At 30.0% G+C, this 13,925-nt stretch carries 16 protein-coding genes and 1 tRNA gene; 11 read left to right on the top strand and 6 right to left on the bottom strand.

The features are described from left to right. Positions 1-2: 2 nt before the first annotated feature. Positions 3-1,619, top strand: coding sequence for a RagB/SusD family nutrient uptake outer membrane protein (locus FDT66_RS09745; RefSeq protein ID WP_138536008.1), 1,617 nt, complete (start codon positions 3-5; stop codon positions 1,617-1,619). An 83-nt stretch (positions 1,620-1,702) separates the two neighbouring features. Here FDT66_RS09745 and pyrF read toward each other — a convergent pair whose 3' ends face one another. Then, on the bottom strand, positions 1,703-2,515 hold the full coding sequence (pyrF, locus tag FDT66_RS09740) for an orotidine-5'-phosphate decarboxylase (protein WP_138536006.1): 813 nt from the start codon (positions 2,513-2,515) through the stop codon (positions 1,703-1,705). A 100-nt stretch (positions 2,516-2,615) separates the two neighbouring features. Between pyrF and FDT66_RS09735 the strand changes: the two genes are divergently transcribed. The 6 genes from FDT66_RS09735 (at position 2,616) to FDT66_RS09710 (ending at position 5,735) form a co-directional block, all read left to right on the top strand. Further along, positions 2,616-3,101, top strand: a complete 486-nt coding sequence (locus FDT66_RS09735) for a TlpA family protein disulfide reductase (protein ID WP_171032364.1) — start codon at positions 2,616-2,618, stop codon at positions 3,099-3,101. Between the two features lie 119 nt (positions 3,102-3,220). After that, positions 3,221-3,979 (top strand): triose-phosphate isomerase, encoded by a 759-nt coding sequence (tpiA, locus tag FDT66_RS09730; protein WP_138536004.1) that lies wholly within the window; start codon positions 3,221-3,223, stop codon positions 3,977-3,979. A 76-nt stretch (positions 3,980-4,055) separates the two neighbouring features. Then, positions 4,056-4,889 (top strand): 50S ribosomal protein L11 methyltransferase, encoded by an 834-nt coding sequence (gene prmA, locus FDT66_RS09725; protein ID WP_138536002.1) that lies wholly within the window; start codon positions 4,056-4,058, stop codon positions 4,887-4,889. A gap of 26 nt (positions 4,890-4,915) precedes the next feature. Beyond that, the gene (locus FDT66_RS09720) at positions 4,916-5,191 is read left to right on the top strand and encodes an ATP-dependent Clp protease adaptor ClpS (RefSeq protein ID WP_138536000.1); all 276 of its coding nucleotides are present in this window, start codon (positions 4,916-4,918) and stop codon (positions 5,189-5,191) included. A gap of 2 nt (positions 5,192-5,193) precedes the next feature. Next, positions 5,194-5,466 carry a hypothetical protein gene (locus tag FDT66_RS09715; RefSeq protein WP_171032363.1) on the top strand — a complete coding sequence of 91 codons (273 nt, stop codon included), beginning with the start codon at positions 5,194-5,196 and terminating at the stop codon, positions 5,464-5,466. A gap of 89 nt (positions 5,467-5,555) precedes the next feature. Then, positions 5,556-5,735: a PID-CTERM protein-sorting domain-containing protein gene (locus tag FDT66_RS09710; protein WP_138535997.1), complete on the top strand. Its 180-nt coding sequence runs from the start codon at positions 5,556-5,558 to the stop codon at positions 5,733-5,735. Positions 5,736-5,883: 148 nt separating this feature from the next. Here FDT66_RS09710 and FDT66_RS09705 read toward each other — a convergent pair whose 3' ends face one another. Further along, positions 5,884-6,123 carry a hypothetical protein gene (locus FDT66_RS09705; protein ID WP_138535995.1) on the bottom strand — a complete coding sequence of 80 codons (240 nt, stop codon included), beginning with the start codon at positions 6,121-6,123 and terminating at the stop codon, positions 5,884-5,886. 105 nt (positions 6,124-6,228) lie between these two features. Between FDT66_RS09705 and FDT66_RS09700 the strand changes: the two genes are divergently transcribed. After that, entirely contained in the window at positions 6,229-7,098 is an 870-nt protein-coding gene (locus FDT66_RS09700; protein ID WP_138535993.1) for a helix-turn-helix domain-containing protein, read from the top strand. A gap of 41 nt (positions 7,099-7,139) precedes the next feature. Here FDT66_RS09700 and FDT66_RS09695 read toward each other — a convergent pair. The 3 genes from FDT66_RS09695 to FDT66_RS09685 all read right to left on the bottom strand — a co-directional run bounded on the left by FDT66_RS09695 (position 7,140) and on the right by FDT66_RS09685 (position 7,666). After that, positions 7,140-7,213, bottom strand: a tRNA-Arg gene (locus tag FDT66_RS09695). Between the two features lie 58 nt (positions 7,214-7,271). Then, entirely contained in the window at positions 7,272-7,502 is a 231-nt protein-coding gene (locus tag FDT66_RS09690) for a DUF2007 domain-containing protein (RefSeq protein WP_138535991.1), read from the bottom strand. An 11-nt stretch (positions 7,503-7,513) separates the two neighbouring features. Continuing rightward, the gene (locus FDT66_RS09685) at positions 7,514-7,666 is read right to left on the bottom strand and encodes an SsrA-binding protein (protein WP_138535989.1); all 153 of its coding nucleotides are present in this window, start codon (positions 7,664-7,666) and stop codon (positions 7,514-7,516) included. 494 nt (positions 7,667-8,160) lie between these two features. Between FDT66_RS09685 and FDT66_RS09680 the strand changes: the two genes are divergently transcribed. Beyond that, complete coding sequence (locus FDT66_RS09680) at positions 8,161-9,099, top strand: calcium/sodium antiporter (protein WP_138535987.1); 939 nt, start codon at positions 8,161-8,163, stop codon at positions 9,097-9,099. A gap of 66 nt (positions 9,100-9,165) precedes the next feature. On the opposite strand, the gene FDT66_RS09675 is transcribed toward FDT66_RS09680, so the two are convergent. Beyond that, positions 9,166-10,191 (bottom strand): glutamine synthetase beta-grasp domain-containing protein, encoded by a 1,026-nt coding sequence (locus FDT66_RS09675; protein WP_138535985.1) that lies wholly within the window; start codon positions 10,189-10,191, stop codon positions 9,166-9,168. 165 nt (positions 10,192-10,356) lie between these two features. On the opposite strand from FDT66_RS09675, the gene FDT66_RS09670 reads away from it, so the two are divergent. Continuing rightward, positions 10,357-12,540: a glutamine synthetase III family protein gene (locus FDT66_RS09670; protein ID WP_138535983.1), complete on the top strand. Its 2,184-nt coding sequence runs from the start codon at positions 10,357-10,359 to the stop codon at positions 12,538-12,540. Between the two features lie 185 nt (positions 12,541-12,725). Further along, the gene (locus FDT66_RS09665) at positions 12,726-13,904 is read left to right on the top strand and encodes an AIR synthase related protein (RefSeq protein ID WP_138536563.1); all 1,179 of its coding nucleotides are present in this window, start codon (positions 12,726-12,728) and stop codon (positions 13,902-13,904) included. The last annotated feature ends 21 nt before the right edge of the window (positions 13,905-13,925 follow it).

The following is a 13,925-nucleotide window of genomic DNA, read 5'->3' as shown; positions in this document are numbered from 1 at the left end:
TCATGTTAAAAAAAGTAAGTGTACTGTTATTATTGGTGCTAAGCATCACAATAACATCATGTAACGAAGATTATTTAGAAACAAAACCAACAGATGCAATATCTGCTGGAGATGCATTGTCAACTCCAGAAAACATGGCCTTAGTTTTAAATGGACTTCACAGATTAATGTATGCACAACAGGGTATTATACCTGGAGGCTCTAATAGTAGAGCTGGTATGCAATACTGGATACCAATGTTTGATGTAATGTGTGGTGATTTAATTCACACAGCAAGATCAAATGGTTGGATGAGAGCAGAATTACAATGGAATACACACACAGTTGAAACTACAACAACTGTAGAGCAACTTTGGTATCAACGATACCACTTTATTGCTAGTTGTAATGCAATTATAAATAAAGTTGAAGAAGATGGGTTAACTATTGATGCGAATATGAACAATATACTTGGGCAAGCATATGCTTACAGAGCTTGGGCATATCATTCATTAGTTACAACTTATGCAAAAGGATATCTAATAGGTACTCCTTCTACAGATCCTGGAGTTCCATTATTATTTAAAACAGAAGCTCCATATACGAGTGAGCCAAGATCTTCAGTTCAAGTTATTTATGATCAAATAAATGACGATATTAGCAAGTCAATTGATTTTTTCAAAAACGCTTCACAAAGAGTAGATAAGTCTCAATTAGATTTAAATACTGCTTATGGTATTAAAGCTAGAATTGCTTTATCTGAAGGAGATTGGTCAGCAGCTGCAGATGCAGCAGTAAAAGCACGTCAAGGTTATCCATTATTAAATGAAACTGGTTGGAAATCTGGATTCAATACAACTGATCTTTCTGAAGTAATTTGGGGAGGAAGAGTTATCCAGTCAGAAACAACATTTTTCCGTTCTTACTTCTACTACATTTCACCAACTTTTCAGGGAAGTCAAAATAGAGGAAATCCAAAAATTATTAATAAAGAAGTTTATAATATGATTCCTGAAACAGATTATAGAGCTGATTTATTTTTAGCTAAAGCGCCAAATACAAATGGTGCAGCAGCAAATGGAGAAGGTGGTAGTTTTCAAACAGATCCTAATTATTCAGATGCAGCTTCTTTTAACCAAGCAAGAAGAGATAATGAAGCAGCTTGGGGTATTACATCAAGACACAATCAGCATCCTTTCATGCATGTAAAATTTAGACAAAAAAATCCGGGAACTATAGATCCAGATGATGTAATCTATATGCGTGCTTCAGAAATGTATTTAATAGAAGCAGAAGCAAAAGCTATGATGAACGATGTTACAGGAGCTCAAGCAGCTTTAAAACCACTTGGAGAGGAAAGAGATGTAGCTTATGACGTAACAATATTTGATACAAAAGAAAAATTAATGGATCACATTAAATTTCAAAGAAGAGTTGAGTTGTATGGAGAAGGGTTTAGTTGGTTAGACCATATTCGTTGGGATGAAGGTATTGATTTAACAAACTCAGGAGCTTCTCAAGTATTATATCAAGATGGTTTTATGCAAGCAAAACCTTCAGTTAACAATGATTGGATTTGGAAAATTCCACAAGCAGAAATTAATGCGAATCCTAATTTAACAGAAGCAGATCAAAATTAATTTCATTCAAATACTTTTATTGTTTTCATTGACTAAGTATTGAAGTTAATATAAAAGCCATAGTTTTTTAACTATGGCTTTTTTTATTTTATATAATTCTTCATTTGTTGTTGAATCTTCAAAGCTTTTTTGGCTGCCTTTTCAGCAAAATCATTTCCATTAGAAGCATAAATAATTCCTCTAGAAGAATTAATTAGTAAACCAACATTTTCTGATAAGCCATATTTACAAACATCTTGTAAATTTCCTCCTTGAGCTCCAACACCAGGAACTAATAAGAATGAATTTGGTACAATTTTACGTATTTCAGTAAAATATTCTGCTTTTGTAGCACCTACAACATACATTAGGTTTTCAGAATTTTTCCAAGATTTAGAAGTTTCTAAAACGTGCTTGTACAATTCATTATCATCAATTTTTTTTGTTTGAAAATCGAAAGCGCCTTCATTAGAAGTTAAGGCTAACATAATGGTATGTTTATCTTTAAAAGTCAAAAATGGCTCCACAGAATCTTTTCCCATATAAGGTGCAACAGTAACAGAATCAAAAGCTAAATCTTCGAAAAAAGCTTTTGCATACATAGTTGATGTGTTTCCAATATCGCCACGTTTTGCATCTGCAATTGTAAAAATTTCTGGATAATTTTCATTCAGATAATGAATGGTTTTTTCTAAAGATTTCCAGCCTTTTAAACCATAAGCTTCGTAAAAAGCAGTGTTGGGTTTGTAAGAAACACAAAGATGATGTGTTGCGTCTATAATTGCTTTATTAAAAGCAAAAATAGGGTCTTCCTCTTTTAATAAATGAGATGGAATTTTATCTAAATCTACATCTAAACCAATGCATAAAAAAGATTTTTTCTTTTGAATTTGAGCTACTAATTCTTTTGTGGTCATAATTTTTATATAGTTCCACAAAAATACTTAATTTAGATTTTAATTTGTAAGTTTTTAAAGTCAAAGAAGACAAATTTTTTGAAATCACATTAATTTCATAATGAAAAAAATAGTTCTAATATTTATAATTTTAGTAACCAGTTGTACTTTCGAAAAACCTACAGAATTTTCCGAATTAGCTTTAAAAGATAAAGCATATTCTTTATCTGATGAACAAATTTCTATTCAAGAAATCCTTGATAAATACAAAGGAAAAAAGATTTTAATTGATGTTTGGGCTTCTTGGTGTGGAGATTGTGCTAAAAGTTTACCGAATGTAAAGAATCTTCAAAAAGACTATCCAGAAGTGGTTTTTTTATTTTTATCTGTTGATAAAAGTAAAAGAGCCTGGAAAAACGGAATTACAAGATTCAATTTAAAAGGAGAACATTATAATTTAAGAAAAGGGATGAAAGATGGCGAATTCGTAGATTTTTTAAATTTAGGTTGGATTCCCAGATATTTAATAGTTGACAAACAAGGAAAAATCCAGTTACATAAAGCGACAAGAGCATCAGATCCAGCCATTGTTGAAGCTTTAAAATAACCCTTATAAATCGTTTTAGTAACTATTTCTATTTCCTGAAATATTTTAAAGATGATTTCTTAAATTTACCACTTAGAATTTAATAACAAACTTCTGTAAAAAGAACCAAATTTATACACATGAGAACTAAGATTGTAGCAGGAAACTGGAAGATGAATAATGATAAAGAGCAGAGTAAAAAATTGATCAAAAGCTTAAAAAAATCAATTAAAAAAATGCCTCTTAAAAATACGAGAGTAATTGTTGCTCCAACATTTGTAAACCTTTCTTCTTCAGTTAAAAAAGCAAAAAAATCTAAGATAGAAGTGGTTGCACAAAATATGCACCAAGCTACCAATGGAGCTTACACAGGTGAAATTTCTGGAGATATGTTAAAAGCAATTGGTGTAGAAACTGTTATTTTAGGACACTCAGAAAGAAGAACTTATTTTGGAGAAACAGATGAGAAATTAGCAGAAAAAGTAAACACAGTTTTAGAAAAAGGAATGGAAACAATTTTCTGTTTTGGAGAATTGTTAGAAGATAGAAAGTCAGACAATCATTTTGCTGTAGTAGAAAGCCAACTAAAAAATGCATTATTTCATTTAGAAGCAAAAGATTGGAAAAGCATTATTCTAGCATACGAACCGGTTTGGGCAATTGGAACAGGAGAAACTGCGAGTCCAGCACAAGCACAAGAAATGCATGCTTTTATTAGAAGTATTATCGAGAAAAAATACAATGCAAAAGTAGCAGAGCAAGTATCAATTTTATATGGTGGAAGTGTAAAACCAACAAATGCTGAAGAAATTTTTTCTAAGCCAGATGTAGACGGAGGTTTAATTGGTGGAGCAGCTTTACATGTAGATGATTTCACAGCAATTATTGCAGCTATTTAGTAGTTATAAAATCAAAAGAAAACAATAAATTTGCATCGAGATTTTATTCTCGATGCATTTTTTTTGAAATAGATTTATGGATAATATTTATATTGAGTACAATTTTACGGTAAGCCCTAAAGAACCCGCAACCGAAATTTTAATTGCAGAATTAGGTAACGTTGGTTTCGAAAGTTTTGTTGAAAATGAAACAGGTGTAACCGCATACATTCAAAAATCAGATTGGAATGCAGCTATTTTGCAATCTATTTTCGTATTAAATTCAGATGAATTTTCAATAGAATTCAATCAGAAAGAAGTAGCACAAACCAATTGGAATGCAGAGTGGGAGAAGAACTTTGAGGCAATTCAAGTAGATGATTTGGTAAGTGTTCGTGCACCTTTTCACGAGAATCCAAATTTAAAATACGACATTGTTATCGAGCCAAAAATGAGTTTTGGAACAGGACATCATGAAACAACACATATGATGATTCAACATTTGTTACAATTAGATTTACAAGATAAAAAAGTGTTAGATATGGGTTGTGGTACTGGAATTTTGGCAATTTTTGCTGAAATGAGAGGAGCAAAACCATTAGATGCCATTGATATTGATTATTGGTGTTACGAAAATTCATTAGAAAATGTAGCACGTAATAATTGTAGTAATATTTCCGTTTATGAAGGAGATTCCTCTTTATTAATCAATAAAAAATATGATGTAATTATTGCAAACATCAACAGGAATATTTTATTGCTGGATATGAAAATATATACAAATTGTTTAAAAGAAAATGGAGTTTTGTTATTGAGTGGTTTTTATCAAGAAGATATTCCAATCATAGATGCAGAGGTTTCAAAATACAATTTAAGTTTAGATACATTTATAGAGCGTAATAATTGGGTTGCGTTAAAATATATAAAATAATAAATAATATTTTTTATTTTTATAGCATGAGTACAAAAGAAAAAATACAAGAAGAGGTTGATATTTTAGAAAAAGAAACAAATCAACATGAAATCGTTTTACATAATGATGAGGTAAATACTTTTGATTTTGTAATAGACTCTTTAATAAATGTTTGCGACCACACTCTAGAGCAAGCAGAACAATGTACAATTTTAGTTCATTATAAAGGAAAATGTACAGTAAAATCTGGAGAGTATAAAGATTTAGAGCCAAGGTGTTCTAAATTATTACAACTAGGTTTATCTGCAGAATTAATTTAATTATGGATAATGTACTAGATTATTTTGAGTTTTCAAGTTTTTTTAAAGATACCTCTAATAGTTTTTCAGGAAACGATATTGCCTTTAGAGAGCTTAATGAAACACATTTTTTAATTTTTGAAAAAAATGATTTAAAATATAATTTATATGTTTCTAAGTTTGCCCATAAAAATGATATTGGAAAAAAGAAACCTGATATACTTGAATTAGTAGTTAGAGACTACGATAAAAGCATTTCAGAACATAGAATTGCATTAAGACAGTATTTAGAGTAAACTTGCAAAAAAATGCAAGTTTTTTTATTTTTAAAAAAACCATGTGACTTTTTTTTACGTAAGTGTCTTAAAAGAGAGAACAATAAACAATGAGCATTAAAAAAATATTTTTAATAATTATATTAATAATTCCGTTTACGGGTTTTGGACAAATTGTGCCACCACCAGTGCCACCTCCACCACCTCCAGGATTACCTATTGATGGTTTTACAGGTGCTTTATTTTTACTTGGAGTAATTTATGGAATACATAAAAAAATAAAAACATAGTAGTAGTTAGTATTTTATACTAAAGTTTGGTTAGACGAAAAAACCTTAAGCAATCGCTTAAGGTTTTTTTTATTCAAAAAAAGCCCGCCTTAAAAATAAGACGGACCTTCACTTGCGGGGGATTTAGGGTGTACTACAAGTGATTTGATTATTTTTTATGAATTATTTTTCTTAAAATAATTTGTTCATTTTTTGTTAATGGACTTTTTTTTACAACCTCTAATAACTTTAAAATTTTATCAAAAGAATATTCCGGAATATCTTCTACCTCAAAATTTATTTTTAAAAGAATGTTCTTAAGAGAAATAACAGCATCCAATAAGCTTTTTTCACTAGCAATTTTTTCCTCTAAAGAATTTTCAATCTCTTTTAATTTGTATAAAAACACAATTGATTTATTAATACTGCAAATTTATTTTAAAAATTTGAAGTAAATTAAGACATACAATGTCATTGAGTTTCATTTTTTTATATTTACTTTTTAATTATTAATATGAAAAAATACAATTCTTTAGGAGCATTATTTTCTGACTACCGTAAATTTTATAAGATATCTCAAAATGAATTTGCAAATGAAATTAATGTAGATTTGAGAACCATACAGCGTTGGGAAAAAAACTTAACATTGGTAAAATCCGAAAAAGAAGAAGACATTGTTTTGGTAACTTTAATGCCTTATCAATTAATTCATAACCTGAATGGGGCAGTACCAATACCTACATATTATGACTTTAATACTCGGAAATATTCCTTATTTCAACAATCAAATGAATTGCCAAAACTAAGCTGGTTTTTAGATCAAATTGATTTGGTTTCTGAAAACATTAGGACTATTGATTTTGACTACGATATAAAATATTTAGAGCAATTTATAGACACACAAAAAAGAGATGCTTCTTACGTAAATACTGATTTAATTAAGAAGGCTATTGAGCTTTTACCAGAATTAAATTTTATTTCTGTTGGAAAATCAGGTTACTACTCAGGGCATTGTGTTGTTTTACCAATAAAAAATACAACTTATAAAAAACTTAGAAGTAAAGAAATTTCTAATAAAGATTTAAGGCCTGAGCATTTAATAAATTATCAATCTGAAGAATTGCCAATATTTTATAGATATGATATTACTGGTGATTCTAACGAAACTATTTTTTATATAATGGGACGTTTTTTTAGATTTTTTCAAAACCTAAATACAGCATATTTAATGTGTGGTTACACAGAACGAGATGATAATTATCAACTTAATAAAGAAGTTGGCTTAAATGTTGTTTGGGAAGACAAAGAACTACAAAATAAGTTGAAATTAAAATACCCACCACGATTTTTTGAAGGAGACTTTAAAAAATTCTTATCAAAATAAAAACAATAAAAAAACTCATCTAAATTTAGATGAGTTTTTTGTGACCATGCTAGGATTCAAACCTAGAACCTCTTGAGCCGTAATCAAGTGCGCTATTCAGTTGCGCCACATGGCCTTTTTGCGGGTGCAAATATAATAGCATTTTTTCAAACTAAGAAATCTAAATAAACTTTTTATGAATTTATTTCTTCTTTATACAAATCAACAATTGGTTGTGTCTTTTCAATATCAGATTTTAAGATAAGTAATTCTATAGCAGATCTATGTTCTCCAAAACCTCCTAGTCTAGCAGATTCTACTCTGTCTTTAATAATAGAGCTTATATTATTTTCTTCTAATCTAACTTGTAGTCCTTTAACGATTATAGAAGATCCTGAAAATATTGTTATGTGTTCTGTTTTCATAATGTTTTGTTTTAGTCTAATGAATTTTGTGTCACAAAAGCCCTCCAACCAATTATTGCTAATTGTAATTTAGACGCTTTAGAAATATCCAATCCTTTTTTTGTGTAAGATGGTAAAATAGCTTTATTAATTTTAGCAAGAACTTTAAAAAATTGTTTTTTCATTTTTAAATATATTCTATACCAAATTTAAGAAAAATAAACAACTCTCTTTCAAGAGTTGTTTAATAATAGTTGGTTAGAATATAATAGTAAAAATAATTTCAGAAATATCTTTAATAATTTTAATTGCCATAGTAGTCATAATTTTGTGTTTTTTAGTTAGTAAATTCAATCAATTTCGAAATTGTTTTATCAATATAATATCATAGAAACTACTCCACCAAACACTTTTAAACTTATTAATTAAATTGATTTAACTTTTATAACTAAAAAAGTAATATTTGTTATAAAATAAAACCACATACACTACAATTTAGTTAATAAATACATATATTTTATCTTTTACTGTTTCATTTTTAAATAAAGTAAAGGAATGTTTTTTTTAGAAATTGAAAAGTAAAGGAAATACCATCTTTTAAAATCCTATTTTATTCATTATCATCTTTTTCTTTTTTCAAAAGTTCATAAAAATGTATCTTCGTGAAAAAATATTTTTTATGAATTTTTTATTAATTGCTGGAGGATTGGTATTACTTATTTTAGGTGGAAATTGGTTGTTAAAAGCATCCGTAGCTTTATCTTTAAAGTTAAACATTCCTAAAATAGTTATTGGAATGACGGTTGTTTCTTTCGCAACTTCTGCTCCAGAATTAATTGTAAGTATTAATGCTGCTTTAGATGGTTTTCCAGATTTGTCTTTAGGAAACGTTGTGGGTTCAAATATTGCAAATTTAGGTTTGGTGTTGGGTATTACGCTTTTATTGGGCTCTATGGAGATTCAAAAAGCATTTTACAAAACTGATTGGCCAATAATGATGGTTGCATCAGTTTTATTGTATTTCTTTATAAAAAACGATAATCAAATTGTTTTTCATGAAGGATTAATCATGTTTTTAATTCTAGTTGTTTTTATTATTTATTTATTAAAGTTTCAAGATAAAAACGCAGTTTTTGATGAAATGCCAGAAGATGATAAGCCTCTATCAGTATTACATATACTATTTTTCTTATTAATTGGTGGTGCAGGGTTGTATTTTGGCTCTGAACTATTAATTAATGGTGCAACATCCATGGCAGAAGAATTTGGCGTTAGCGATAGAGTTATTGGTGTTACTGTAGTTTCTATAGGAACTAGTATACCAGAACTAGCAGCATCTATAATTGCGGTAATTAAAAAAGAAAAAGCAATTTCTTTAGGAAATTTAATTGGCTCAAATGTATTTAATATTTTGGCTGTTTTAGGAATTACCTCTATGATTACACCAATTAAATTAATAGATAAGGGGTTGTTGAATAACGATATTTTTTGGATGTTGGCTATTTCATTTATGGTGTTGCCAATGGTTTTCTTTCCAAAAGGAATGCGTTTAAATTGGAAGAATGGACTTATTCTTTTAGGGTGTTATTTTGGTTTTATTTATGTAACTATATTTTAGACTTGTAAATTTTTAACATAAAAAAAGCTCGCAATTTGCGAGCTTTTTTTTTTTAAGAAATATCTTTTAGCTGATATTAGCAGACTTTACAGTCTTAATAATTCTACCAGCAATTTTATATGGGTCTCCATTAGAAGCAGGTCTTCTGTCTTCTAACCAACCTTTCCAACCTTTTTCTACAGTAATAATTGGAATTCTAATAGAAGCTCCTCTATCTGAGATACCGTAAGAGAAATCGTTAATAGATGCAGTTTCATGATCACCAGTTAAACGTTGGTCGTTAAACTCACCATAAACAGCAATATGTTCTTTAACAACTGGTCTAAACGCCTCACAGATTTTCTCATAAGTTTCACGAGAACCACAAGTTCTTAAAACTGTATTAGAGAAGTTTGCGTGCATTCCAGAACCATTCCAATCCATATCTTTACCTAATGGTTTTGGGTGGTACTCAATATAATAACCATATTGTTCTGTTAATCTATCTAATAAATAACGTGCAATCCAAATTTCATCACCCGCTTTTTTTGCACCTTTTGCAAATAATTGGAATTCCCATTGTCCAGAAGCAACTTCTTGATTAATTCCTTCAAAATTTAAACCAGCATCAATACATAAATCAGCATGCTTTTCAACAAGTAATCTACCATGAGTGTTTTTACCACCAACTGAACAGTAGTACATTCCTTGTGGAGCAGGATAACCTCCAATAGGGAAACCTAATGGTAATTGTGTTTTGGTATCCATAATAAAATACTCTTGCTCAAAACCAAACCAGAAATCATCATCTTCATCATCAATAGTTGCTCTTCCGTTAGAAACGTGTGGAGTACCATCTGCATTTAAAACTTCTGTCATTACCAAATATCCATTTCTTCTTGCAGGATCTGGATAAATTGCAACAGGTTTTAATAAACAGTCAGAAGAACCTCCTGAAGCTTGTCTAGTAGATGAGCCATCAAAAGACCACATACCTAATTCTTCAACAGTTCCTTGAAAGTTTTCATGTTCTTCAACTTTGGTTTTACTTCTCATATTCTGAGTTGGAAAATAACCATCTAACCAAATGTATTCTAATTTAATTTTTGCCATAATAAATTTATAAGTGATATTATACATGCAAAAATGAAATTTTTTCTATACATATCAAAAAAAATAGGGGTTAAATGTTTAAATTTGCATAAAAATAATTTTATCCCTAATTTCTAAGGGGTGTAATTAATTATAAGTAAAAAAATACTAGTAAAAATTAATAATATGTCAAAGATTAGATTTAATGCGCTGAAAGAGACTATGAATAGAAAGCCTAATAAGGTTTCTAAAACTGAAAAAAGATCTACATTGTTTGGAAAAAATGTGTTTAATAAATACGCTATGCAACAATATCTTACAAGAACTGCATATGAAAGTGTTATGAATGCAATAGAACATGGAACTAAAATAGATAGAAAAATTGCAGATCAAGTTGCGGTAAGTATGAAAGATTGGGCCATTTCAAAAGGAGCCACTCATTATACACACTGGTTTCAACCATTAACTGGTGCAACAGCCGAAAAACATGATGCTTTTTTTGAATCTATCAATGGTAGTTTGGCTATGGAAAAGTTTGATGGAGAGCAATTAGCACAACAAGAACCAGCAGCATCTAGTTTTCCAAACGGAGGAATAAGAAATACCTTTGAGGCAAGAGGTTATACAGCCTGGGATCCAACTTCACCAGCATTTATATATGAAACTACCTTGTGTATTCCAACAATTTTTGTGGCTTACACAGGTGAAGCATTAGATAACAAAACTCCTTTACTAAGAGCATTGCAAGCAATAGATACACATGCAACAGCAGTTTGTAAATATTTTGATAAAAACGCTTCTAAAGTAAGCGCGACTTTAGGTTGGGAGCAAGAATATTTTTTAATTGATGATGCTTTGGCAAATTCAAGACCAGATATTTTGTTAACTGGAAGAACTTTGGTGGGACATTTTTCAGCAAAAGGACAACAACTGGGTGATCATTATTTTGGTACTATACCTGCAAGAGCAATGAGTTTTATGCAAGATTTAGAACAAGAATGTATGTTGTTGGGTATTCCTGTAAAAACTAGGCACAATGAAGTAGCTCCTAATCAATTTGAAATAGCACCTATTTATGAAGAAGCTAATTTGGCAGTAGATCATAACTCCTTATTAATGGATGTGATGGAAAAGGTTTCTAAACGTCATAAATTTAAAGTTTTATTTCATGAAAAACCATTTGAAGGCATTAATGGTTCTGGAAAACACAACAATTGGTCTTTATCAACTGCAGACGGAACAAACTTGCTAAGTCCTGGTAAAACACCTATGAAAAATCTACAGTTTTTAACCTTTTTTATAAACACTATAAAAGCCGTTTATGAAAATGAAGAACTGTTAAGAGCTTCAGTCGCATCTGCAAGTAATAACCTTAGATTGGGTTCTAATGAGGCACCACCTCCAATAATTTCTGTGTTTATTGGAAATCAATTATCAGCAGTTTTAGATGAGCTAGAAAATGTAACCAAAGGAAAATTATCTCCACAAGAAAAAACCGATTTAAAACTGAATATTATTGGCAAAATTCCAGAAATTTTATTGGATAATACAGATAGAAATAGAACTTCTCCATTTGCATTTACAGGCAATAAATTCGAATTTAGAGCAGTTGGTTCTTCTGCAAATTGTGCCATTCCAATGACAGTGTTAAACACAATTGTTGCAAAGCAATTAAAAGAATTTAAAGTTGAGGTAGATAAATTAATTGACACTAAAAACCTTAAAAAAGACGAAGCGGTTTTTAATGTTTTAAGAGAATACATAAAAGCTTCTAAAAAAATTAGGTTTGAAGGTGATGGTTATGCCGAAAACTGGGAAAAGGAAGCAAAAAAACGAGGACTAAGCAATAATAAACCTGCACCAGAAGCACTTAAAGTGCAAGTTTCTAATAAGGCAATAGCACTTTATGAAGAAATGGGAGTAATGAGCAAAATAGAAATTGAGGCTCGTTATGAAATTGCTTTAGAAGAATATACAAAACGCTTACAAATAGAAGGAAGAGTTTTAGGCGATATGGCTCGAAATCATGTGATACCTACAGCAATAATTTATCAAAATACATTGTTAGAAAACACTAAAAATTTAAAAGAAATATTTGGTGACGATTATAAAAATATAGCTAAAGAACAAATAGAATTAATTATGATTATTTCCAATCATATTACAGAAATAAATGCTTTGGTTATAAAAATGGAAGAACAACGCTCAAAAGCAAACAAGCAAAAAGCAGTAAAATCGGCAGAAATGTATTGCAACAATGTAAAACCATATTTCGAAGAAATCCGTTATCATTGCGATAAGTTAGAAACCATGGTAGATGATAATTTATGGCCACTAACCAAGTATAGAGAGCTTTTGTTTACAAAATAAAATTATTTGGGCGTTTTAACGGGCTTTCCATTATATCTTTTTTTTACCAAAAAAAGGATGCCATTGCAATCCCTAACGCAAATAGCAAAACCGAAAAGGAAGTTTTTAAAAACAACAAAATTCGTTATAATTTTCCACTGTTTTTTTTAATCAAAAGCCTAAATTTGCAAACACAACACAACAACATGAGTCAAGAAGTTTCTAAAAGATACGCACAAAGAGGCGTTTCTGCATCCAAAGAAGATGTACACAATGCTATTAAAAACATAGACAAAGGTTTGTTTCCAAAAGCATTCTGTAAAATTGTACCAGACTATTTAACAAATGACGATGATTATTGTTTAATAATGCATGCAGATGGTGCAGGAACAAAATCGTCTTTGGCATATATGTATTGGAAAGAAACTGGTGATATTTCCGTTTGGAAAGGTATTGCACAAGATGCTTTAATTATGAATATTGACGATTTGTTGTGTGTTGGAGCAACAGACAATATCATGCTATCATCTACCATTGGTAGAAATAAAAGTAAAATTCCTGGAGAAGTTTTATCAGCAATTATAAATGGTACTGAAGAGTTGATTGAAGACTTAAAAAAGTTTGGAGTAACCATTCATTCTACAGGAGGTGAAACTGCAGATGTTGGCGATTTAGTTCGTACAATTATTGTAGATTCTACAGTAACTGCACGTATGAAACGCTCTAATGTTATTGATAATGCGAACATAAAAGCAGGTGATATAATTGTTGGTTTAGAATCTTTCGGACAAGCAACTTATGAAACTGAATATAATGGAGGTATGGGTTCTAACGGATTAACTTCTGCAAGACATGATGTTTTTCATAACTATTTAGCAAAAAAATATCCAGAAAGTTTTGATGCTGCAGTTCCTGCAGATTTGGTGTATTCTGGAAACACAAAACTGACAGACGAAGTAGAAAATTCGCCAATTGATGCTGGTAAATTAGTATTATCGCCAACAAGAACGTATGCACCAATTATTAAAGAAATTTTATCGAAATTTAATTCTGATAAAGTTCACGGAATGATACATTGTTCTGGAGGCGCACAAACAAAAATTTTACATTTTGTAGACAATTTACATATTGTAAAAGACAATTTATTTCCAATTCCACCATTGTTTAAGTTGATACAAGAACAATCAAAAACAGATTGGAAAGAAATGTACCAAGTTTTTAATTGTGGACACAGAATGGAAATTTACGTTTCTCCAGAAATTGCTGAAAACATCATTGCTATCTCAAAATCTTACAATGTAAATGCACAAATTGTGGGTAGTGTAAAAGCTGCTGATACAAAGAAATTGACTATTAAAAGTGAATTTGGCGTTTTTGAGTATTAATTTTTTTAGTTTCGCGAATAG

The sequence above is a fragment of the Polaribacter aestuariivivens genome (genome assembly GCF_005885675.1).
Classification (GTDB): domain Bacteria; phylum Bacteroidota; class Bacteroidia; order Flavobacteriales; family Flavobacteriaceae; genus Polaribacter; species Polaribacter aestuariivivens.
This window is presented reverse-complemented; position numbering and strand designations above follow the sequence as displayed.

Bases quoted from the DNA above. Each gene is read 5' to 3' on its own strand.
- FDT66_RS09745 (WP_138536008.1), top strand. From the start codon at position 3: ATGTTAAAAAAAGTAAGTGTACTGTTATTATTGGTGCTAAGCATCACA.
- pyrF (WP_138536006.1), bottom strand. From the start codon at position 2,515: ATGACCACAAAAGAATTAGTAGCTCAAATTCAAAAGAAAAAATCTTTT.
- FDT66_RS09735 (WP_171032364.1), top strand. From the start codon at position 2,616: ATGAAAAAAATAGTTCTAATATTTATAATTTTAGTAACCAGTTGTACT.
- tpiA (WP_138536004.1), top strand. From the start codon at position 3,221: ATGAGAACTAAGATTGTAGCAGGAAACTGGAAGATGAATAATGATAAA.
- prmA (WP_138536002.1), top strand. From the start codon at position 4,056: ATGGATAATATTTATATTGAGTACAATTTTACGGTAAGCCCTAAAGAA.
- FDT66_RS09720 (WP_138536000.1), top strand. From the start codon at position 4,916: ATGAGTACAAAAGAAAAAATACAAGAAGAGGTTGATATTTTAGAAAAA.
- FDT66_RS09715 (WP_171032363.1), top strand. From the start codon at position 5,194: ATGGATAATGTACTAGATTATTTTGAGTTTTCAAGTTTTTTTAAAGAT.
- FDT66_RS09710 (WP_138535997.1), top strand. From the start codon at position 5,556: ATGAGCATTAAAAAAATATTTTTAATAATTATATTAATAATTCCGTTT.
- FDT66_RS09700 (WP_138535993.1), top strand. From the start codon at position 6,229: ATGAAAAAATACAATTCTTTAGGAGCATTATTTTCTGACTACCGTAAA.
- FDT66_RS09690 (WP_138535991.1), bottom strand. From the start codon at position 7,502: ATGAAAACAGAACACATAACAATATTTTCAGGATCTTCTATAATCGTT.
- FDT66_RS09685 (WP_138535989.1), bottom strand. From the start codon at position 7,666: ATGAAAAAACAATTTTTTAAAGTTCTTGCTAAAATTAATAAAGCTATT.
- FDT66_RS09680 (WP_138535987.1), top strand. From the start codon at position 8,161: ATGAATTTTTTATTAATTGCTGGAGGATTGGTATTACTTATTTTAGGT.
- FDT66_RS09675 (WP_138535985.1), bottom strand. From the start codon at position 10,191: ATGGCAAAAATTAAATTAGAATACATTTGGTTAGATGGTTATTTTCCA.
- FDT66_RS09670 (WP_138535983.1), top strand. From the start codon at position 10,357: ATGTCAAAGATTAGATTTAATGCGCTGAAAGAGACTATGAATAGAAAG.
- FDT66_RS09665 (WP_138536563.1), top strand. From the start codon at position 12,726: ATGAGTCAAGAAGTTTCTAAAAGATACGCACAAAGAGGCGTTTCTGCA.